Origin of the sequence: Pseudogemmobacter lacusdianii (assembly GCF_030848395.1) — a bacterium.
Taxonomy (GTDB): domain Bacteria; phylum Pseudomonadota; class Alphaproteobacteria; order Rhodobacterales; family Rhodobacteraceae; genus Pseudogemmobacter; species Pseudogemmobacter lacusdianii.
This window is the reverse complement of record NZ_JAVDBT010000012.1, coordinates 49,928-70,413: the sequence shown is the minus strand read 5'-3', so window position 1 is coordinate 70,413 and position 20,486 is coordinate 49,928. Positions and strand designations below refer to the sequence as shown.

Genomic DNA, 20,486 nt, shown 5'->3' with positions numbered 1-20,486 from the left:
TCTTGCCCCATAGAAACCACATCAAAGCCGCAAGGCAGGGGTGTCGCCTATGGCAAAGACGGTCTGGGCTGATCCGAATCTGAGCGATTTTTACAGCCGCGTGGCGCGGATTGAGAAGGCGCATGCCAAGGGCTACGGCTTTGAAGCGCAGGGCACCTTGGGTCGCTCGTCCACGCATCGCCGGCAACGGTCAACCTGGAAGCTGGTTAAGCCTTTGCTGGTGGTGCTGGCTGCGGGTTTTGCCACAAAGGGCGTGATCCATTACCATATCGGCGCGCCGCTTTACGAAGAGCGTGTCGCGGCGCTGATGCAGGGTGAGGGGTTTGATTGGTTGGGAGGCGCGTTGATGCAGGCCGATCCCGCGACGCGTGCCATCTCGTCCACCTTGGTGGCTGTGCTTAAGAGATAGCGCGAGCTGTAAACCATACAGTTTTAGAAAAAGGAAAAGCCGCCCCCAAATCAACGGGATGCGGCTAACCTCTGTCCGGTGACTGCCGCATTCTGCTGGCAGTCTATGGCTTGGCGCTGGGCTTAGCGGCCCATCATCTCGATGTCGCCACGGCACAGGCCGATATCGTCCAGCTCGCGATCCGAGAGCTTGCCGAGGGCCTTGCGGGTGACGCGGGCGTCGTTCCAGGCTGCCAGCATCGCCAGGATGCGGCTCAAGCCGGTGACTGCGCGGTACGTCGTGATGGCGCCGAACGGTGCCGGGCGGCTCGTTTCGATGGCGGCCATGTGATGTTCCTTTTCAAACTGCTTAAATCCAAGGCATCGTGCTTTGGATGACAGCGATTTAGACTTGCTGCATGTGCAAAGCAAGCGAGGCCCAAGCAAGGCCGCCTTGCAGCGGCTGCATGCCTCGTGTCACAATTTTGCCGCCAATTTTAAGGGGTTTTGCGCAATTTTCGGACTCGGCGCAATCTGGCAGACGGATTTGAGTTGGGTTGTGTCGTTTTCTGCGCCTGCACAATAGCTGCCCCGCAGCTGCAGGTTGCAAACTTGGCATTGGCGGATGTTCACTATTCGTGCTAGGTTTGGAAAAAATAATATAAGGAAGTGGGCAGGATGCGGGTGATCGGGATCGATCCGGGGTTGCGTAACCTTGGCTGGGGGGTGATCGACGTGCAGGGCGCGCGCTTGACCCATGTGGCCAATGGCATTTGCCACTCGGACGGCGCCAAGGATGATTTGGCACGGCGTTTGTGCAGCCTGCACAGCCAATTGAGCGAAATTTTCCGCAAATTTTCTCCCGATTCGGCGGCGATCGAGCATACTTTTGTCAATAAGGACGCGGTGGCGACGCTGAAATTGGGCCAGGCGCGCGGCATTGCGCTGCTGGTGCCGGCGCAATTTGGCCTTGAGGTTGGGGAATATGCGCCGAATGCGGTGAAGAAGACGGTGGTTGGCGTGGGGCATGCTGCAAAGCAGCAAGTTGAGCATATGGTGAAGCTACACTTTCCCGGCGTGCAGATTGTTGGCGCCGACGCCGCCGATGCCTTGGCCATCGCGGTCTGCCACGCGCATCACTGCCAATCTGCGGGCCGGTTGCAGGCGGCCTTGTTAAAGGCCGCAGGATGAGCGGCACTGCATTGAAGGGGGCGGGCAGATGATTGGTAAGATCGCCGGGCGGCTGGATTGGAAGGGGCTCGATCAGGTGCTGATCGACTGCCGCGGCGTTGGTTATCTGGTGCATGTCAGCGACCGCACCCTGGCCAGTCTGCCGCCCGAAGGCGAGTTTTGCGCGCTCTATACTGAGCTTTTGGTGCGCGAGGATCTGCTGCAACTCTTTGGTTTTCCGACGATGTTGGAAAAGGAGTGGCATAAACTTCTGATGACGGTGCAGGGCGTTGGCGCAAAAGCCTCAATGGCGATCCTGGGCACTTTGGGGGCCGAAGGCGTTGCGCGGGCGATCTCGCTTGGCGACGCACGGGCGGTGCAGGCGGCGCCGGGCGTGGGGCCGAAGCTGGCGCAGCGGATCATTCTTGAGCTGAAGACGAAAGCACCCAGCCTGATGGCGGCGGGGGCGCGGCTCTCGGCAGCGCCGCAGATGGACGAAACGGTGATCGAAAGCGCACCGGCTGCCGCCTCAAAGCCTGCCAAGCGTGCGCCAAAGGTGGATGATGCTGCACTGCGGCGTGCGGCGGCTTCCGCCGATGCGCTGTCGGCTTTGGTCAATCTGGGCTATTCGCAAGGGGATGCGGCGCAGGCCGTGGCGACGATCGCGGGCGAAGACCCCGAGGTCGAGACCGCTGGCCTGATCCGTTCCGCCCTTAAGCTTTTGCAACCGCGATAAAATATGCAGCCAGATCCCTCTCTCCGGCCCGAGAAACTTCCCGAAGACAGTGACCGCGCTTTGCGGCCGCAGGGGCTTGAGGAATTCATCGGCCAGCACGAGGCCCGCGCCAACCTGCGTGTCTTTATCGAGGCCGCAAAAATGCGTGGCGAGGCGATGGATCATACGTTGTTCCACGGCCCGCCGGGGCTTGGCAAAACCACGCTCGCACAAATTATGGCGCGGGAACTGGGGGTTGGCTTCCGGATGACCTCGGGGCCGGTCTTGGCGCGCCCCGGCGATCTGGCAGCGATCCTGACCAATCTTGAGCCGCGCGATGTGCTGTTCATCGACGAAATTCACCGTCTCTCGCCGGTCGTCGAAGAGGTGCTTTACCCTGCGATGGAGGATTTTGCGCTGGATCTGGTGATCGGCGAGGGGCCTGCCGCGCGCACCGTGCGCATTGATCTGCAGCCTTTCACGCTGGTCGGTGCGACCACGCGGCTTGGGCTTCTGACCACGCCGCTCCGCGACCGTTTCGGCATTCCGACCCGGCTACAATTCTACACCGAGGATGAGCTTTTTGAGATCGTCAGTCGCGGCGCGCGGCTTTTGGGTGTGCAGGCGGATGAGCTCGGCTGCCGCGAGATTGCGCGCCGCGCGCGGGGCACGCCGCGTATTGCAGGGCGGCTTTTACGCCGGGTGGTCGATTTCGCAATGGTTGAGGCCGGGGGCAAGATCGACCGTGTTTTGGCGGATCGCGCACTCACAAGGCTTGGTGTGGATCAGCTGGGGCTGGACGGTGCCGACCGACGCTATCTTCTTTTGCTGGCTGAGAATTACGGCGGCGGGCCGGTGGGGGTAGAAACCATAGCCGCAGCCCTCTCGGAGCCGCGCGACGCAATTGAAGAGGTGATTGAGCCCTATCTTTTGCAGCAAGGTCTGATCCAGCGCACCCCGCGCGGGCGGATGCTGGCGGCGAAAGCTTGGCGTCATCTGGGGTTGGATGCGCCGCGCCCGCCGGGACAGGCCGAGCTTTTTGACGGCTAATCCAAAGCTGACCGGGGGCTTGACCCTTGCAAGGGCTTGCGGGAAACCGGGGGGATGACAGCCTCCATCACCCCCCCGATGTCGCCCGCAGAAATCGAATCCCTGTTCACCCGCGCCGACGGGTCTTTCCTTTGTGCGCGTTGGGGAAGGCCCATCGTTCCGGTCATCTTTGGTGTCGAAGAAGCGGTTCTTGGCACCGTGAAAGGCGCGATTGAGGCGGTGGTCGCCCTTGCAGGCCATCAGATGGCTGAGACGGACCCCGAACTTGGGGCCAATCTCATGGTGTTTTTCTTCCGCGACTGGGCCGAGTTGCCGCAGGTGCCGAAGCTAGATCAAATGATCCCCGACCTTGGGCCGCTGTGCGAAAAGTTGGACGCGCGCGGCGCCAATCAATATCGCACCTTCCGCTATGACAAGGACGGCACCATCCGCGCCGCTTTTGTTTTCCTGCGGATGGATGACCATCTGGCGCAGCTTGCGGCGGAGGATTTGGCGCTGGAACAGGCGGCCAAGGTCATGCTCAGCTGGGGCGAGGCCGCCTTTGCCAACCGTTCAGTTCTGGCAGCGGTCGATGGCAGGGGGATATTACACCCGCAGATCGCCGCCGTGATCCGCGCCGCCTATGACCGGCTGTTGCCGGCGGTGGCGCAAGATAAAACCCATGCATTGCGGCTGTTTGCGCGCCTGCCGTCCGCGCTTTAGGTTTCGAGGCAGCGCAACCCTTTGGGTAAGGATCTGACGATGAATGAAGCGCGGCACCGTTTTGCCTTGCGTGTCTATTATGAAGACACTGATCTTGCGGGCATTGTCTATTACGCCAATTACCTGAAATTCATCGAGCGTGGTCGCAGCGAGTGGATCGCCGATCTGGGCATTGATCAGATGTCGCTGCGGGCCGAGAGCGGCATCGTCTTTGCCGTGCGCCGGGTCGAGGCAGACTATCTGCGTCCAGCCGTCTTTGGCGATCAGCTTGAGGTGACGACAGCTCTTAAGCTGATCGGTGGAGCTAGGCTGGTGCTGGAGCAGGCCGTTCTGCGCGGCGATGAGGTTCTCTTCCGGGCCGAAATCACGCTGGTTTGCATGTCTGCTGCCGGCCAAGCGCAAAGAGTGCCGCCAGCCATTCGTGAAAGGCTTAGCGCAGGGCGCGTACAGCAGAGATAGGCGAAGATGCCTAGATTTTCGCCTATGCCCTTCATCCCGCCCGCAAAAATCCGCCGGGTTTGACAAAATTTTTACGCATCACGGCGCCGCTCATGAACATGTGTTGGCTTTCCCTCTGTAACCTTGGTAGAATCGGCGCTAACGGAGCCACAAAGGCCCGATTATAAACGAGCAGGCGTAATGGAAACTGGAACCCTCGCACTGGCGCCGGAGATCGATTTCTCCATGCTTGCCCTCTTCGCGCGCGCCACCCTTACCGTTAAGATTGTCATGCTGATGCTGATGGTCATGTCCTTCTGGTCATGGGCAATCATCATTCAAAAGCATTTGATGTTCCGCACTGCGCGGCAAGATGCTGCGATCTTTGATCGCGCCTTCTGGTCGGGCGAGCCTTTGGACGAGCTTTACGAAAAGATCGGGCCGGAACCGCAGGGCGCCTCGGAGAAGGTGTTTGCGGCTGGGATGCTCGAATGGCGCCGCAGCCATAAACAAGACGGCGCTTTGATTGCTGGCGCGCAGGCGCGGATTGACCGGGCGATGGATGTCGCCATCGCGCGCGAATCTGAGCAGCTGAACAAGGGCCTGTCCTTCCTTGCCACCACCGGCTCGACCGCGCCTTTTATCGGGCTGTTCGGCACGGTTTGGGGGATCAAGCACAGCTTTGAGCAGATCGCCATCAGCCAAAACACCAACCTTGCCGTTGTGGCCCCCGGTATTGCCGAGGCGCTGCTGGCAACCGGCGTTGGCCTGATCGCGGCTATTCCGGCGGTGGTGTTCTACAACAAGCTGAATTCGGATTCCGAGCATATCCAAGGCAATTACGAAAGCTTTGCCGACGAATTCGCGACCATCCTGTCGCGCCAGTTGGACGCTTAAGTCATGGGCGCGGGTGTGGCGAAGAAAAGCGGAGGCGGCGGACGTCGTGGCCGCCGCAAGGGCTCATCCGCCGCGATGAGCGAGATTAACGTCACGCCTTTCGTGGACGTGATGTTGGTGCTTTTGATCATCTTCATGGTGGCCGCCCCGATGCTGCAAGTCGGCGTGCCGGTGAAACTGCCCGAGACTTCGGCCAATGCGATGCCGAATGAAGAGGAGGAGCCGCTGACCATCACCATCACCGCCGAGGGCGATCTGATGCTGATGACCACCGAGGTTCCCGAGACTGAACTGATCCCGCGCTTGGCGGCCATCGCGGCTGAGCGGACCTCGAAGAAGGTTTTCCTGCGCGCCGATGGGCGGCTGCCCTATGAGCGGGTGGCGCAGGTGATGGGCGCCTTGAACGCCGGTGGGTTCAACGAAATCGGTCTGGTGACCGATGGCGATGGCCCGCGGATGGATGGGGGCTGATTCCAGTGCGGGATTGGGGCCAAGAGACCCAGCTGTCCAAAGGCACAATCATCTCAGGCGCGGGCCATATCGGCCTGATCCTGTGGGTGGTCGTGGGCGAATGGCTGTTCCCGCATACTGAACCGGAAGAGATCGCTGTGATGGCGGTCTCGACCATGTCCTCGGCCGAGTTTGAGGCGATGGCCTCGGCAATCCCTTCGCCGCCCGTAAGCGATGCGCCCGAGCAGCCCGAGGCGGCTGATCCCGATGCCGTGCCGGTGCCGCCGGATGTTGAGCCTTCGGTTGAAACGGCGCCCAGTTCGCAACCTCAAGCGCCGCAGCCCGAGGCGCAGCCGTCTGTGTCCGAGCCTGACCCTGCACCTTCCGTGGCCGATCCGGCTCCGGATGATGTGGTGATGGCGCCTGATGAGCAGCCGATCCCCTCGATGTCGTCGAGCCTGCGACCAAAACCGAAGCCCGCCGCAATCGTCGCGCCGGATCCGGTTTCCGTGCCCGAAGATGCGGTGACCGCCGAGACGCCCAGCGAAGCCATCTCGGATGCGCCGGCCGAGGTGCCGCCCGAAGTCGTCGAAGAGCCGCAGCCCGAGGCCGTGGCCGAAGAGACTGGCGATATTATTGAGACTGAGGCGACTGAAGAGCAGGATGAGCCTTTGGGCATGGCCAGCTCGCCCCGCCCGAAGGCCAAGCCGAACCGTCCGGCACCGGTGGAAACGCCCGTCGAAACCCCGGTTGAGACGCCCGCCGAAGACACTTCGGCCGCCGATGATGCGATTGCCGCGGCCTTGGCAGAGGCGGAAGCCGAAGAGCGCGCCGCAGAAGCTGCACGGCAAGCCGAAGCCGCCGCTGCGGCTGCTGCTGCCGCGTCGAATGCACCTTCGACCAGCGGCCCGCCGATGTCGGCAGGCGAGATTGGCGATGTGCGTGCGGCGATCGGCGGCAAATGGAGCCTTGGCGCGGTCTCGACCGATACCCTGCGCACGACGATTGTGGTGCGTGTGACCTTCGATCAGACCGGCAAGCCCACCGACATTCAGCTGGTCAGCAGTGACGGCCCCAGCCAAGCCGCCACAGATACCGCCTTTTCCGCCGCCCGCAGCGCGATCATTCGCGCGGGGCGTGAGGGCGGCATTCCTTTCCCGCCCGACAAGTATGAAACTTGGAAAGTGGTGGATTTCGTCTTCGATCCCAATGGGATGAGGTTCAGATGAGCCGCATGCCTTGGGTGCGTATCGCAGAAATTTCAACAATGGGTCGCTTGATCCACGGATTTCCCCGCAACCCTTTGCTCGTCTGGGAGTAAAGTAATGTGGGACAAGGCAACAAGAAACGGAGCACGAGGCAGATGAAACCGTCCATCCGCATACTTCCTGCGCTGCTGGCATTGGCGATGGGCCCCTTGGCCACGCTGCCCGCTATGGCGCAAGAGCCGCTGCGCATCGTCATCGATCAGGCCGTGATCGACCCGATGCCCGTCGCGGTCCCGGTCTTCGTGGACGAGGGGGGCGCCGGTGATCTGGCGCGCAACCTGAGCCGCGTTGTGGCCGCTGACCTTGCTGGCACCGGGCTCTTCCGTGAGATCCCGCAAGAGGCCCATATCAGCCGCATCGGCAGCTTTGACGGCGGCATCGCCTTTGAAGATTGGCGCGCGGTCAATGCCCGCGTGCTGGTCACCGGCGCTGTCTCGGCCTCGGGCGGGCGTGTGACGGTCAAGTTCCGCGCCTTTGACGTGGTCAATGGTTCGGTCATCGAAGGGGCGGCGCTGCAATTTGCCGGCACCACCGACGGCTGGCGCCGCATGGCGCATAAGGTCTCGGACGTGGTCTATTCGAAGATCACCGGCGAGGGCGGTTATTTCGACAGCCGTGTGGTCTTCGTCTCGGAGTCGGGTCCGAAGAACGCACGAGCCAAGCGCCTGGCGGTGATGGATTACGATGGCGCCAATGTGCAATATCTGACCGACAGCGCTGCGATCGTGCTGGCTCCGCGCTTCTCGCCCGCGGGCGACCGTATCCTTTACACCAGCTATGAGACCGGCTTCCCGCGCATCACCTTGATGGATGTGGGCAGCTTGAAGCGTCAAACCTTGGGCGAGCAGCCCGGCACCATGACCTTTGCCCCGCGCTTCTCGCCCGATGGTGGCACCGTGGTCTTCAGCCTTGAGCGTGGCGGCAACACCGACATCTATTCGATGAACCTGCGCAGCGGTGGGCTTACTCAGCTGACCAACTCGCCCTCGATCGAGACTGCACCTTCGTTCAGCCCCGATGGCAGCCAGATCGTCTTTGAAAGCGACCGCTCCGGCGCGCCGCAGATCTATATCATGCCGGCTTCGGGCGGCGAGGGCCGTCGGATCTCGGGCGGCGAGGGGCGCTATGGCACCCCGGTCTGGAGCCCGCGCGGCGACCTTGTGGCCTTTACCAAGCAAAACAAGGGTCGCTTCCACATTGGCGTGATGCGCACCGATGGCAGCGAAGAGCGTCTGCTCACCGCTTCGTTCCTTGACGAGGGTCCGACTTGGGCACCCAATGGCCGGGTGATCATGTTCACCCGGGAAACCAGCGGCGACGGCGGCCAAGCGGGCCTGTGGTCGGTGGACATCTCGGGGCGCAACCTCAAGCAGATCTCGACCGATGGTCCGGCCAGCGATCCGGCATGGTCGCCACTGCTGCCGTGATAATTCTGCGCCGGATTCCCAAACCGGCGCAAAACTGATAGAAGCGGGAAACCCGGACGTGCAGATGCCGGTCCGCGCCAAATTGAAGGACAGAGAAGCGATGACGTTCATTCCCAAGGGCTTGTTGATCATGTCGGTGCTGGCTTTGGCCGCCTGCCAAAATCCTGACCGCTATGGCTCGGGCGGTGCTGGTGGCGCTGGCGGTGCCGGCGGTGCGGGCGGTGGCTATATCGACACCACCGGGCTTGGGGATCCGAACGACCCGAGTTCGATTGCCTATTTCAACCAATCGGTTGGCGACCGCGTGCTCTTTGGCAACGACCAGTCCACCGTCTCGCCCGAAGGCCGCACCATCCTGATGGGCCAAGCCAATTGGCTGAACCAAAACCCCGGTTATGCCGTGATCATCGAAGGCCATGCCGACGAGAAGGGCACGCGCGAGTATAACTTGGCACTGGGCGCCCGCCGCGCCGCTTCGGTGCAGCAGTTCCTGATCAGCCAAGGCGTGAATGGTGGCCGGATGAAGACCATCTCCTACGGCAAAGAGCGCCCGATTGAGGTCTGCTCGGAGGAATCCTGCTACACCCGGAACCGCCGTGCTGTGACGGTGTTGTCGGTCGGCTCGGGGGTCTAAGATGGCGCGCCTGCGCTTTATCTTCCCGCTGATGGCGCTGTCTTTGGCAGCGCCCATCGCGACATCGGCCGGGGCGGATACCCTGGCCGATATCAAGGTTCAGTTGGGCCAGTTGGCGGCGGATTTCAATTCGCTGCGGGCTGAGCTTTCCACCACCGGCAGCATGGCCTCTGTCGGCGGCGGAGATGCTTTGCAGCGCATGGATGCCATCGAGGCCGAGCTGTCGCGTCTGACTGCGCGGGCCGAGGAAATCGAGCTGCGGGTGAACCGGGTTGTCAGCGATGGCAGCAACCGCATCGGTGATATTGAGTTTCGTTTGTGCGAGGCGACACCGGGCTGTGATCCGATGAACATGCCAGCCACCACGCCTTTGGGCGGCGGCGCTGGCGCGGCTGCTCCGGCGGCTTCGTCTCAACCAGCCGCCTCCACTGGCGGGCCCGAGCTTGCAATGGGCGAACAGGCGGATTTTGACCGGGCCAAGGAGGTGCTCGGTCAGGGTGACTTTCGCGGGGCTGCAACGCTCCTTGAGACCTTTACGCAATCCTTTCCTGGCGGCCCCTTAAGCCAAGAGGCCTATTTCTTGCGCGGTGAGGCTTTGTCCCAACTGGGCGAGACGGCGAATGCCGCCCGCGCCTATCTTGAGGCTTATTCGGGCGATCCGCAGGGCCGCTTCGCCGCCGATTCGCTTTTGAAGCTGGGGCAGGCCTTGGGCGCTTTGGGTCAAACGCCGGAAGCTTGCGTGACCATGGCCGAGGTGACCTTGCAATATCCTGGCAGTGCGGCGGCCTCGCAGGCGCCAATGGCCATGCAGGGGTTGGGGTGTCCGTAAGCCTGCAAGCTCGGCTGGATCGGCCAGAGGCGCAGAGCATTGCAGTGGCGCTATCGGGCGGCGGAGATTCCGTCGCCCTTTTGCATATGCTGCGAGAGGCGGGGCATCAGGTGCAGGCCGTCACCGTGGACCATGGCTTGCGCGCTGAAAGCGCCGATGAGGCGGCGATGGTCGGCGGCTGGTGCCGCGATTGGGGCGTGCCGCATCAGGTTTTGCGCTGGGAGGATCATCCCAAGACTGGCAATCTGATGGATGCCGCCCGCCGCGCCCGCCGCGACTTGATCCATGATTGGACGCTCGCGCAGGGCCTGAGCACGGTGGTGCTGGGCCATACGGCCGATGATCAGGCCGAGACTTTGCTGATGGGGCTGACCCGGGCTGCCGGGATCGACGGGCTTTGCGGCTTGCGGCCAAGCTGGCAACAGGGGGCGGTGACATGGGCGCGCCCGATGCTGAGGCTGACTCGGGACGAGTTGCGAGATTGGCTCAGCAGCCATGGCCTGCCTTGGGTCGAGGATCCCAGCAACAGCAACGACCGCTTCCTGCGCGCCCGCACCCGTAAGCTCTTGGCGGGGCTTGCACCTTTGGGGCTGACCCCGGCGAGGCTGGCGGAATCGGCGGCGCATCTAGCCCGCGCACGGCAGGCTTTAGATGCGGCGGTGCTCGAGGCTGCGACGCGGGTCTGCGACGAGCGCGCCGGGGCGCTGCATCTGGACCCCGGTGCTTTCGCCGCTTTGCCCGAAGAGATCGCGCGCCGTTTGGCGCAGGCGATGATTCTGTGGCTGAGCGGCGCGGACTACCCCCCCCGCGCGGCGGATTTGGCGCGGTTCATCGCCGCAGTCCAAGACGGCAGAGCGGCGACTTTGGCCGGATGTCGTCTTAAGAATAGCTGGCTGACGGTTGAGCCGCGGCATGCGGACCTCCGCCGCTGGAGACTGACAGGGCAGGGGGAGGCCGCCCTGCTGGGAGCCGAGGGCCTGCGACAGTTGGAAAATTGGCGCGGCTGCGGCTTGCCGCGCCATGTGCTGGAACTGACACCCGCGCTTTGGCAGGGGGATCGACTGATCGCCGCCCCTTGCGCGGGCTTCGGCTTGGCTTCGGCAGAATGCGCGCCTTCCTTCAAAGCTTGGCTCTTATCGCATTGAACCTAGGCCTCAGATGATTATCTTGGGGCAAAGCCCTGCCACAACCGGTGGCAAGTGGCGGTTACGGGAGTCCATTCGTGAACAATGCACGGAACTTTGCCTTCTGGGGCGTCCTGCTGCTTCTCATCCTTATGCTGTTCCAGCTGTTCTCCGGCGGGCAATCGTCGATGTCTTCGCGCAGCATCAGCTACTCAGACTTTGTGCAGATGGTCGACAGTGACCGGGTGCAATCGGTCACCTTAGATGGCGAGCGGGTCGAGATTAAGGCCAAGGATGGTGCCAACCTTGTGGCCATCAAGCCCGAGGGAGAGGTGGTCACGGACCGGCTGATCGCCAAAGGCATCGACGTCAAGGCGACGCCACAAGAAGAATCCGGCTTCATGTCGGTCCTCTCGATCTACCTGCCGCTGCTTTTGCTGATCGGCGTGTGGATCTTCTTCATGAACCGCATGCAAGGCGGCGGCAAAGGCGGGGCGATGGGCTTTGGCAAGTCCAAAGCCAAGCTTCTGACCGAGAAGAACGGCCGTGTGACCTTTGACGATGTTGCCGGCATCGATGAAGCCAAGGAAGAGCTGGAAGAAATTGTCGAATTCCTGCGCAACCCGCAGAAATTCAGCCGCCTCGGCGGTAAAATCCCGAAAGGCGCTTTGCTGGTTGGCCCTCCGGGCACGGGTAAAACCCTTCTGGCACGCGCCATTGCCGGTGAGGCAGGCGTGCCCTTCTTCACCATCTCGGGCTCGGACTTTGTTGAGATGTTCGTTGGTGTGGGGGCTTCCCGCGTCCGCGATATGTTTGAGCAAGCCAAGAAGAATGCGCCCTGCATCGTCTTTATCGACGAGATCGACGCTGTGGGCCGCGCGCGTGGCGTTGGCATCGGCGGCGGTAATGATGAGCGTGAGCAGACGCTGAACCAGTTGCTCGTTGAGATGGACGGGTTTGAGGCCAATGAAGGCGTGATCATCATCGCGGCCACCAACCGCAAGGATGTGCTGGACCCTGCGCTTTTGCGTCCGGGCCGGTTTGACCGCCAGATCCATGTGCCGAACCCCGATATCAAGGGCCGCGAGAAGATCCTTTCGGTGCATGCGCGCAAAGTGCCGCTGGGGCCGGATGTCGATCTGCGCACCATCGCGCGCGGCTCGCCGGGCTTTTCGGGTGCTGACCTGATGAACCTTGTGAATGAGGCCGCATTGATGGCCGCTCGCGTGGGCCGTCGCTTCGTCACCATGGTCGATTTCGAGAATGCCAAAGACAAGGTGATGATGGGGGCAGAGCGCCGCTCGATGGTGCTGACGCCGGAACAAAAGGAAATGACCGCCTATCATGAGGCTGGCCATGCCATCGTTGGCATGACCCTGCCGAAATGCGACCCGGTCTACAAAGCCACGATCATCCCGCGCGGCGGTGCGCTTGGCATGGTGATGAGCCTGCCCGAGATGGACCGTTTGAACTGGCACAAGGATCAATGCGAGCAGCGCATCGCCATGACGATGGCGGGCAAAGCGGCGGAGATCTTGAAATACGGCCCCGATGCGGTCTCGAACGGCCCTTCGGGCGATATCCAGCAAGCCTCGGCCTTGGCGCGGGCGATGGTGTTGCGCTGGGGCATGTCGGAAGTCGTTGGCAACATTGACTATTCCGAAGCGCATGAAGGCTATAGCGGCAATACCGGCGGTTTCTCGGTCTCGGCCGAAACCAAGGGCCTGATCGAGCGCGAAGTAAAGCGCATGATCGATGAGGGCTATGACAGCGCCTTCCGCATCCTGACCGAGCGTCAGGAAGATTGGGAGCGGCTGGCCAAGGGGCTTTTGGAATATGAGACCCTGACCGGCGATGAGATCCGCCGCGTGATCGCGGGTGAGCGTCTGGGCGAGGATGGTGATGCTGGCACGCCTCCCGCGCCTTCGGATGGTGGCTCGTCCAGCTTGGTGGCGATCCCTAAGACCCGCAAGCCGCGCGCGCCGAAAAGCAAGCCGGATCCGGAACCCGCACCGCTCTGACGGCATTATGAAAGGCCCCGCATCTGCGGGGCCTTTTGCGCTTTTAGGGGCAGATCCATCAGCCGCAGGGACCGGGGCAGGGGACAAGTATGATCACAATATATCGCGAAGCCGGTGGGCGTTTGGTGGCGGAAAAGCTGGCGGCGGACGCGCCATCTGCTGCGCTTGAACCTTTGGCGGATGTGGTCTGGATCGATTTGGTCAGCCCAATCCCTTCCGAAGAACAGCTGATCGAAGCGGCTTTAGAGATCCTTGTCCCCAGTCGCGAAGATATGGAGGAGATTGAATATTCCTCTGGCGCTTATACCGCCCATGGTGCGCAATATCTGACGGTGCATGTGTTGGAACAGGCAGAGGGCCATCCCGCCTATCTTGGGCCAGTCACTTGTATCGTCACCCGTGCGCGGTTGGTAACGGTGCGCTACCACGAGCCCCCCGCCCTTGCCGCTTTTGCCGAACGGGCGTTGGGCCATGAGCTGGGTTGCCTGGACGGCATCACCACGATGATGGCGCTGATGGAGACCATCGTCGACCGTCTGGCCGACCTTCTTGAAGATCAAAGCCGCCGACTTGAAGCCACCACCCGCGCGATCTTTGCCGCGCATCGCCCCTCGGGACGGATGGAGGTGCTGTCGAGCTTGATGCAACGGATCGGCAAGGCCGAGGATTTGAATGGCAAGCTGAATGAGAGCCTGCAGACCTTGGCGCGGGTGACGGGCTTTATGGGATTGGTCGGCCCAAGTTTTGAGCATGGGGCCGAAAGGGCACGGCTGAAGACGCTGACGCGGGATGTGCGGTCGTTGCTGGACGCCTCGACCCGGCAAGAGCGCAAGATCGATTTTCAGCTGAACGCGACTTTGGGGGTCATCAACATCCGCCAAGCCGATGTGATTAAGATTTTCTCGGTCGTGGCTTTCGTCTTCCTGCCGCCCACTTTGATCGCCAGCATCTATGGGATGAACTTCGCCTTCATGCCCGAGCTTGAATGGCGCTGGGGCTATCCGGCGGCTTTGGGGGCGATGGTGCTCTCGGCCTTGCTGCCTTACCTTTTGTTCAGATGGAAGAAATGGCTGTGACCGATTGGAACCCTGCCGCCTATGCCGCCTTTCGCGGCCTGCGGTTGCGCCCCGCTTTGGACCTTTTGGCGCAAGTGCCTGACCTGCCGCCGGGCGATGTGGTCGATCTTGGCTGCGGCGATGGCGCGGCGGCGGCGGCCTTGGCGATGCGCTTTGCCGGGCGGCAGCTGATCGGCGTGGATGCCTCGCCCGCGATGCTGGCCAAGGCGCAAGGCTATGATGCGCGGGTCGAGGCGGATATTGCGACATGGGTGCCAGAGGCTGCACCAGCGCTGATCTTTACCAACGCGGCGCTGCAATGGCTGGGCGATCACGCGGGGCTTTTGCCGCGATTGGTGGGCGTCTTGGCTAAAGGTGGCACATTGGCGGTGCAGATGCCGGTAAACTACCTTGCCCCCTCGCATCAGCTGTTGCGCGATCTGGCGATGGCCATGTTCCCCGACCGCTTTGATTTCGCTGGCTTTACGCCGCCCGTTGCCGCGCCGGAGACCTATTGGGATCTGTTGCACCCCTTGGGTGAGCTCTCGATCTGGCAGACGGAATATCTACAAAAGCTGGAGCCTGCGGCCGAGGGCCATCCCGTGCGCGGCTTCACAGCCTCAACCGCGATGCGGCCGTTTTTGGAGCAGATGACTGCAAGTGAGGCGCAGGCCTTTACCGCAGCCTACGACAAGGCCTTGGACGGCGCCTATCCTTTGCGCAAGGATGGTGCGGCCCTTTTTCCGTTCCGGCGGATGTTTATCGTCCTGACCAAGGCTTGATGCGCAAAGGATTCGATCTATGGCAATTGCTTTGAAACCCACCGATTTCACCGCCCGCATCGTTTGGCTGGGCACGCAGGTGGTGCCGGTGGAGGATCTGGTGATCACCTCCGAGCCGGTCACCGAGATGCCGCTGACCTTTGCGGGCTATGCGCGCGAAAGCCACGGCGGAGAGACGCGGCCCTCATGCTCGCGGGTGAAATCGCAGCACCCGCGCGGCACTATAATCCGCAACACCCGCCAGCTTTGCGTTGTCAGCGCCGAGGAGATGGCCGAGGTCGCGGCTCAACTGGCGCTTGAGCCCTTTGACTATGCTTGGGTCGGGGCCTCGCTGGTGCTGGAGGGGATCCCGGATCTGACGCATCTGCCGCCCTCGAGCCGCTTGCAGGGGCCGGATGGGGTGACTTTGGTCGTCGATATGATCAACCACCCCTGCCAAGAGCCTGCGGTGACCATCGCCAAGGCCACGGGCGGCAAAGGCAAAGCCTTTAAGACCGCTGCCAAAGACAAGCGCGGCTTCACCGCTTGGGTCGAGCGCGAGGGCCTCTTGCGTCTGGGCGATGTGATGCGGCTGCATGTGCCCGATCAACGCGCTTGGTCGCAGCTCGACGCAGCGCGTGGATTGGCCCGTTAAGCGCTCGAAAACGACGCAACGTCAGCGCAAGGTGCATTGGGTTTCCCATCGGAAACCTGCGCTGGCGAATTTTGCGTCTTTCACGTCGCAAACGGCTCCAATCTTTGCCCATTGGCCCGGTATCACGTCGCTAATAGAAATTCCGGCCTGCCGGCCGCTCGTGGGAGACTGGGAATGGCGTTCAAAACCGACATCGAGATTGCGCGGGAAGCGAAGAAGAAGCCGATCATGGAGATCGGTGCGAAGCTGGGGATCCCGGCCGAGCATTTGCTGCCTTACGGCCATGACAAGGCAAAGGTCAGCCAAGACTTCATCAAGTCGCTCTCGGCCAAAGAAGATGGCAAGCTGATCTTGGTGACCGCGATCAACCCGACGCCGGCTGGCGAAGGCAAGACCACCACCACCGTGGGTCTGGGCGATGGCCTGAACCGCATCGGCAAAAAAGCCGTGATCTGTATCCGCGAGGCCTCGCTTGGCCCGAACTTCGGGATGAAGGGCGGCGCTGCGGGCGGCGGCATGGCACAAGTCGTGCCGATGGAAGAGATGAACCTGCATTTCACGGGTGACTTCCACGCCATCACCTCGGCGCACAACCTCCTGTCGGCGATGATCGACAACCACATCTACTGGGGCAATGATCTGCAAATCGACGCCCGCCGTGTGGTGTGGCGCCGCGTTATGGACATGAACGACCGCGCTTTGCGTGACACCGTGGTCAACCTCGGTGGCGTGTCGAACGGTTTCCCGCGTCAAACCGGCTTTGACATCACCGTGGCTTCGGAAGTCATGGCGATCCTCTGCCTCGCGACCGATCTGGAAGACCTGCAAAAGCGTCTCGGTGACATCGTCGTCGCCTATACCCGCGACAAGAAAGCCATCTACTGCCGCGACATCAAAGCAGACGGTGCAATGACCGTTCTTCTGAAAGACGCGATGCAGCCGAACCTGGTGCAAACGCTGGAGAACAACCCGGCCTTCGTCCACGGTGGCCCCTTCGCCAACATCGCACACGGCTGCAACTCGGTTATCGCGACCAAAACCGCGCTGAAACTGGGCGAATATGTTGTGACCGAGGCTGGCTTCGGTGCTGACCTTGGTGCCGAGAAGTTCTTCGACATCAAGTGCCGCAAAGCTGGTCTGAAGCCCTCGGCGGCTGTGATCGTCGCAACCGTGCGTGCGATGAAGATGAACGGCGGCGTGGCGAAGGCGGATCTCGGCACCGAGAACGTGGCAGCCGTGCAAAAAGGCTGCCCGAACTTGGGCCGTCACATTGCCAACGTGAAGTCCTTCGGCGTGCCGGTCGTGGTTGCGATCAACCACTTCTACAGCGACACCGATGCCGAAGTGGAAGCGGTGAAAGCCTATGTCGCCGAGCAAGGCGCCGAGGCGATCCTCTGCAAACACTGGGCTAAAGGCTCGGAAGGCATCGAAGATCTGGCCAATGCCGTTGTGAAACTGGCAGAATCCGGCGTGTCGAACTTCTCGCCGATCTACCCCGACGAGATGCCGCTCTTCCAAAAGATCGAGACCATCGCCAAGCGCATCTATCACGCAGGCGAAGTCATTGCCGACAAGTCGGTGCGCGATCAGCTGAAGGCTTGGGAAGCCGCTGGCTACGGCAATCTGCCGGTCTGCATGGCGAAGACCCAATACTCCTTCTCGACCGATCCGAACCTGCGTGGCGCGCCTGAAGGCCACACCATCCCAGTGCGCGAAGTGCGTCTCTCGGCTGGTGCGGGCTTCATCGTCGCGATCTGCGGTGAGATTATGACCATGCCGGGTCTGCCGAAGGTTCCTTCGGCTGAAGTGATCCGTCTGAACGACGCAGGCCATGTTGAGGGCCTGTTCTAACTCTGGAAAAAGGTGCGGGGGGCCAGCCCCCCGCACCCCCCGGAGTATTTAGGTCAAGATGAAGGCTTTCCGGGGAGGGGCGGCTGTTCTAAGCAGAAGCCGACTTTTTCAGGGGGCAAGAAGATGCGCAAACCCGAAGACTGCAGCAATATGGCCGAGTTGAGGGCCGAGATTGACCGGTTGGACGATACGTTGGTGCGGCTACTGGCGGAGCGGGCGAGTTTCATCGACCGCGCCGCGCAGATCAAAGCGGATGTCGATCTTCCGGCGCGCATTGACTCTCGGGTCGAGCAGGTGGTCGAGAATGTTCGCCGCCATGCCGAAAACTACGGCCTGCCGCCGGATCTGGTGGAAAAGCTGTGGCGCCGGCTGATCGATTGGTCGATCGCCCGCGAGGAAACCCATCTTGGGCCTGATTCCTTGCGCAAAACCTAAAGCTGCTGCGTGCCGCCGGATTTGCGTCTGACTTCGGGATGTCTTCGAGAAGAGGGGCAGAAAAACCCCTTTCTGAGCAACCTCCGCGCTGTCTTTTCGAAAGATGGCTTGTGAAGATCGCGTTGGGAGTTTCACGACCTGCGCATCGGAAAGAAAATAGCGAATGACGGCTACGCTGATTGACGGCAAGGCGATTGCTGAGCGGATGCGCAATGAGACCAAAGCCGAGGCGGCGACGCTGGCGGCGGCGGGGTGGGCGCCTCGACTGGTTTCGGTTTCTGTGGGCGATGTCGCCGCGGCCGAGCTTTATGTGCGCAACCAGCAAAAGCAGGCCGATGCGGCTGGTGTTGCCTTTGAGGCGCGCAACTACCCTGAAAGCACCTCGCTTGAGCAGTTGATCGGCGTGTTGCAGGGGCTGAATGCCGACCCTCGGGTCAATGGTATCATCATCCAGCGTCCGCTGCCCGCGCATATCCCCGTGAAAGCTTTGCAGAAAATTGTGCATCCTTTGAAGGATGTCGAAGGGATGCACCCCTCTTCCATCGGTAATATCGTCTATAACGATCTGGTGTTGGGCCCCTGCACGGCGGTGGCGGCGGTCGAGATCTTGAAAACCCTGCCGCTGCAGATGGAGGGGCTGAACGTCTGTGTCATCGGTCATTCCGAGATCGTTGGTAAGCCTATTGCCTTCTTGATGATGGGCCTTGGGGCGACTGTGACGGTTTGCCACCATATGACCCGGCAGGTGGCGGTGCATTCGCGTGCTGCGGATGCGGTCTTTGTCGCCGTCGGCAAGCCCGGTTTGGTGCGCGGCGAGATGCTGAAGCCCGGCGCGGCGCTGATCGACATCGGTATCAACCGCGTCGAGGGAAAGACGGTGGGGGACGCCGATTTCGCCAGCTGCGCGGAGGTGGCTGGCTGGATCACGCCGGTGCCCGGTGGAGTTGGGCCGGTGACGGTGGCGACCCTAATGAACAACGCCGTTTTGGCGACACGGATGCAGATGGACCATTATCGCGCCGCTTTTACGGCGGTCGGCTGAAGGAGCGATGAAATGACGGCGAAGGTGATCGACGGTAAGGCTTTTGCGGCAAAAGTCCGCGCGCAAGTGACCGAACATGTGGCGCGGCTGGCCGAGCAAAACGGCATCCAGCCGGGGTTGGCGGTGGTCTTGGTGGGCGAGGATCCTGCCTCGAAGGTCTATGTGAAGAACAAGCACGCCTCGACCATCGAGGTCGGAATGGCATCTTTCGAACATCGCTTGGATGCATCGACCGGCGAGGCCGAGCTCTTGGCCTTGATCGACCAGTTGAACGCTGATCCAAAAGTTCATGGCATTTTGGTGCAGTTGCCGCTGCCTGCTCATCTAAACTCTGAACTGGTGATCAACCGGATTGCGCCTGCGAAGGATGTGGACGGATTCCACATTTCGAACGTTGGCCTTTTGGGCACTGGCCAGAAGTCGATGGTTCCTTGCACGCCGTTGGGCTGCCTGATGATGCTGCGCGATCACCATGGCTCTTTGGCGGGCCTGAATGCTGTCGTGGTGGGCCGCTCGAACATCGTCGGCAAACCGATGGCACAGCTTTTGCTGGGCGACAGCTGCACGGTGACAATCGCGCATTCGCGCACCAAGGACTTGGCCGAGGTCTGCAAGCGCGCCGATATCTTGGTGGCGGCGGTGGGCCGGCCTGAGATGGTGACGGGCGACATGGTCAAGCCGGGCGCTACGGTGATCGATGTCGGCATCAACCGGATCGAACGCGACGGCAAGAACAAGCTGGTGGGCGACGTGCATTACGAAAGCGCCGCCGCGGTTGCCGGTGCGATTACCCCGGTTCCGGGTGGTGTGGGGCCGATGACCATCGCTTGCCTTTTGGCCAATACCTTGACGGCCTGCTGCCGTGCCAATGGTCTGGAAGAGCCTAAAGGTCTGACTGCTTGAGATAAAACTCCCGGTGCCGCCTTAGCGCGGCATCGGGATCGCCCGGGCTTTTGTGCCTGTCAAAATGGCGAGTGCGCGAGGCTGCATCAGGCTGGTCAGTGCGGGGCTTTCGGTCCAAAGTCCCCCGGTATAGGCGCCATAAGCGGGCATGATCAGCCGTTGATCATCGACGAGGAAGCAGGGCTTTGCCTGGCCCGCAAGGCGGGCCTTTGGGTGAAAATGCCCTGAAATTTCATAACGTTCTGACGGGTTGGCGATGTGCCTTAAACTAAGCCCGCTGATCTTCAGCTCTGCCCGATGCGTGCCGCCCAGATCTAAGGGGCCGGGGTCGTGGTTCCCCTCGACCCAGATCCACTCGCGACCAGCCATCGCTTGAGCCAACAACAAGCTGTCGGCGCTGTCGAGACTATCGGCGCTCTCCAGATCATCAAAGCTGTCGCCAAGACAGACAACGGTCGCAGGGCGTAGGGCAGCGATGTCAGCATCAAGCTTTTGCAGCGTTGCGCGGCTTTCATAGGGTGGCAGCAATTGGCCCGCACGCCGAGCAAGGCGGTGGGATTTACCAAGATGCAGGTCGCTCACCACCAGAAGCTTTTGGGCAGGCCAATAGAGCGCGCCTGATGGAAGCGCATGAAGGTTCTCAGAACCAAGCGTCAGGCCAAAATGCATGAT

Annotated in this window: 23 protein-coding genes; 21 read left to right on the top strand and 2 right to left on the bottom strand. The window is 61.6% G+C overall.

Features of this window, described 5'->3' with window-relative positions:
• The first annotated feature begins 49 nt into the window (after nucleotides 1-49).
• Nucleotides 50-409: a hypothetical protein gene (locus tag Q9295_RS13040; RefSeq protein ID WP_306681000.1), complete on the top strand. Its 360-nt coding sequence runs from the start codon at nucleotides 50-52 to the stop codon at nucleotides 407-409.
• A gap of 122 nt (nucleotides 410-531) precedes the next feature.
• Here the strand turns inward: Q9295_RS13040 and Q9295_RS13035 are convergent, their stop codons facing one another.
• Complete coding sequence (locus tag Q9295_RS13035; protein WP_306680999.1) at nucleotides 532-735, bottom strand: DUF1127 domain-containing protein; 204 nt, start codon at nucleotides 733-735, stop codon at nucleotides 532-534.
• A gap of 330 nt (nucleotides 736-1,065) precedes the next feature.
• Here Q9295_RS13035 and ruvC point away from each other — a divergent pair, with 330 nt between their 5' ends.
• The 20 genes from ruvC (at nucleotide 1,066) to folD (ending at nucleotide 19,814) form a co-directional block, all read left to right on the top strand.
• Nucleotides 1,066-1,578, top strand: coding sequence for a crossover junction endodeoxyribonuclease RuvC (ruvC, locus tag Q9295_RS13030; RefSeq protein WP_306680998.1), 513 nt, complete (start codon nucleotides 1,066-1,068; stop codon nucleotides 1,576-1,578).
• 28 nt (nucleotides 1,579-1,606) lie between these two features.
• Nucleotides 1,607-2,293, top strand: a complete 687-nt coding sequence (gene ruvA, locus Q9295_RS13025; protein WP_306680997.1) for a Holliday junction branch migration protein RuvA — start codon at nucleotides 1,607-1,609, stop codon at nucleotides 2,291-2,293.
• Between the two features lie 3 nt (nucleotides 2,294-2,296).
• On the top strand, nucleotides 2,297-3,322 hold the full coding sequence (gene ruvB, locus Q9295_RS13020; RefSeq protein WP_306680996.1) for a Holliday junction branch migration DNA helicase RuvB: 1,026 nt from the start codon (nucleotides 2,297-2,299) through the stop codon (nucleotides 3,320-3,322).
• A 78-nt stretch (nucleotides 3,323-3,400) separates the two neighbouring features.
• A complete protein-coding gene (locus Q9295_RS13015; RefSeq protein WP_306681066.1) occupies nucleotides 3,401-4,024 on the top strand; it encodes a hypothetical protein in 624 nt (207 codons plus the stop codon).
• Between the two features lie 39 nt (nucleotides 4,025-4,063).
• Nucleotides 4,064-4,483 carry a tol-pal system-associated acyl-CoA thioesterase gene (ybgC, locus tag Q9295_RS13010; protein WP_306680995.1) on the top strand — a complete coding sequence of 140 codons (420 nt, stop codon included), beginning with the start codon at nucleotides 4,064-4,066 and terminating at the stop codon, nucleotides 4,481-4,483.
• Between the two features lie 180 nt (nucleotides 4,484-4,663).
• On the top strand, nucleotides 4,664-5,359 hold the full coding sequence (tolQ, locus tag Q9295_RS13005; RefSeq protein WP_306680993.1) for a protein TolQ: 696 nt from the start codon (nucleotides 4,664-4,666) through the stop codon (nucleotides 5,357-5,359).
• A 3-nt stretch (nucleotides 5,360-5,362) separates the two neighbouring features.
• On the top strand, nucleotides 5,363-5,830 hold the full coding sequence (gene tolR / locus Q9295_RS13000) for a protein TolR (protein WP_306680992.1): 468 nt from the start codon (nucleotides 5,363-5,365) through the stop codon (nucleotides 5,828-5,830).
• Between the two features lie 5 nt (nucleotides 5,831-5,835).
• On the top strand, nucleotides 5,836-7,038 hold the full coding sequence (gene tolA / locus Q9295_RS12995) for a cell envelope integrity protein TolA (protein ID WP_306680991.1): 1,203 nt from the start codon (nucleotides 5,836-5,838) through the stop codon (nucleotides 7,036-7,038).
• A 134-nt stretch (nucleotides 7,039-7,172) separates the two neighbouring features.
• Nucleotides 7,173-8,504 (top strand): Tol-Pal system beta propeller repeat protein TolB, encoded by a 1,332-nt coding sequence (gene tolB / locus Q9295_RS12990; protein WP_306680990.1) that lies wholly within the window; start codon nucleotides 7,173-7,175, stop codon nucleotides 8,502-8,504.
• A 100-nt stretch (nucleotides 8,505-8,604) separates the two neighbouring features.
• On the top strand, nucleotides 8,605-9,138 hold the full coding sequence (gene pal / locus Q9295_RS12985; RefSeq protein WP_306680989.1) for a peptidoglycan-associated lipoprotein Pal: 534 nt from the start codon (nucleotides 8,605-8,607) through the stop codon (nucleotides 9,136-9,138).
• Nucleotides 9,139-9,148: 10 nt separating this feature from the next.
• Nucleotides 9,149-9,967: a tol-pal system protein YbgF gene (gene ybgF / locus Q9295_RS12980; RefSeq protein WP_373457466.1), complete on the top strand. Its 819-nt coding sequence runs from the start codon at nucleotides 9,149-9,151 to the stop codon at nucleotides 9,965-9,967.
• Complete coding sequence (gene tilS, locus Q9295_RS12975) at nucleotides 9,958-11,112, top strand: tRNA lysidine(34) synthetase TilS (RefSeq protein WP_306680987.1); 1,155 nt, start codon at nucleotides 9,958-9,960, stop codon at nucleotides 11,110-11,112. The genes ybgF and tilS overlap by 10 nt, the downstream gene beginning before the upstream one ends.
• Before the next feature lie 77 nt (nucleotides 11,113-11,189).
• Nucleotides 11,190-13,112, top strand: a complete 1,923-nt coding sequence (gene ftsH, locus Q9295_RS12970) for an ATP-dependent zinc metalloprotease FtsH (protein ID WP_306680986.1) — start codon at nucleotides 11,190-11,192, stop codon at nucleotides 13,110-13,112.
• 89 nt (nucleotides 13,113-13,201) lie between these two features.
• On the top strand, nucleotides 13,202-14,188 hold the full coding sequence (locus Q9295_RS12965; RefSeq protein ID WP_306680985.1) for a magnesium transporter CorA family protein: 987 nt from the start codon (nucleotides 13,202-13,204) through the stop codon (nucleotides 14,186-14,188).
• The gene (locus Q9295_RS12960) at nucleotides 14,179-14,949 is read left to right on the top strand and encodes a methyltransferase domain-containing protein (RefSeq protein ID WP_306680984.1); all 771 of its coding nucleotides are present in this window, start codon (nucleotides 14,179-14,181) and stop codon (nucleotides 14,947-14,949) included. The genes Q9295_RS12965 and Q9295_RS12960 overlap by 10 nt, the downstream gene beginning before the upstream one ends.
• Nucleotides 14,950-14,968: 19 nt before the next feature.
• Nucleotides 14,969-15,583, top strand: coding sequence for an MOSC domain-containing protein (locus Q9295_RS12955; protein WP_306680983.1), 615 nt, complete (start codon nucleotides 14,969-14,971; stop codon nucleotides 15,581-15,583).
• A gap of 174 nt (nucleotides 15,584-15,757) precedes the next feature.
• Entirely contained in the window at nucleotides 15,758-17,434 is a 1,677-nt protein-coding gene (locus Q9295_RS12950; protein ID WP_306680982.1) for a formate--tetrahydrofolate ligase, read from the top strand.
• Nucleotides 17,435-17,557: 123 nt separating this feature from the next.
• Nucleotides 17,558-17,869, top strand: a complete 312-nt coding sequence (locus Q9295_RS12945) for a chorismate mutase (protein ID WP_306680981.1) — start codon at nucleotides 17,558-17,560, stop codon at nucleotides 17,867-17,869.
• A 163-nt stretch (nucleotides 17,870-18,032) separates the two neighbouring features.
• Entirely contained in the window at nucleotides 18,033-18,911 is an 879-nt protein-coding gene (locus tag Q9295_RS12940) for a bifunctional 5,10-methylenetetrahydrofolate dehydrogenase/5,10-methenyltetrahydrofolate cyclohydrolase (protein ID WP_306680980.1), read from the top strand.
• A 12-nt stretch (nucleotides 18,912-18,923) separates the two neighbouring features.
• The gene (folD, locus tag Q9295_RS12935) at nucleotides 18,924-19,814 is read left to right on the top strand and encodes a bifunctional methylenetetrahydrofolate dehydrogenase/methenyltetrahydrofolate cyclohydrolase FolD (RefSeq protein WP_306680979.1); all 891 of its coding nucleotides are present in this window, start codon (nucleotides 18,924-18,926) and stop codon (nucleotides 19,812-19,814) included.
• A 21-nt stretch (nucleotides 19,815-19,835) separates the two neighbouring features.
• Here the strand turns inward: folD and pdeM are convergent, their stop codons facing one another.
• Complete coding sequence (gene pdeM, locus Q9295_RS12930; protein ID WP_306680978.1) at nucleotides 19,836-20,483, bottom strand: ligase-associated DNA damage response endonuclease PdeM; 648 nt, start codon at nucleotides 20,481-20,483, stop codon at nucleotides 19,836-19,838.
• Nucleotides 20,484-20,486 lie beyond the last annotated feature (3 nt).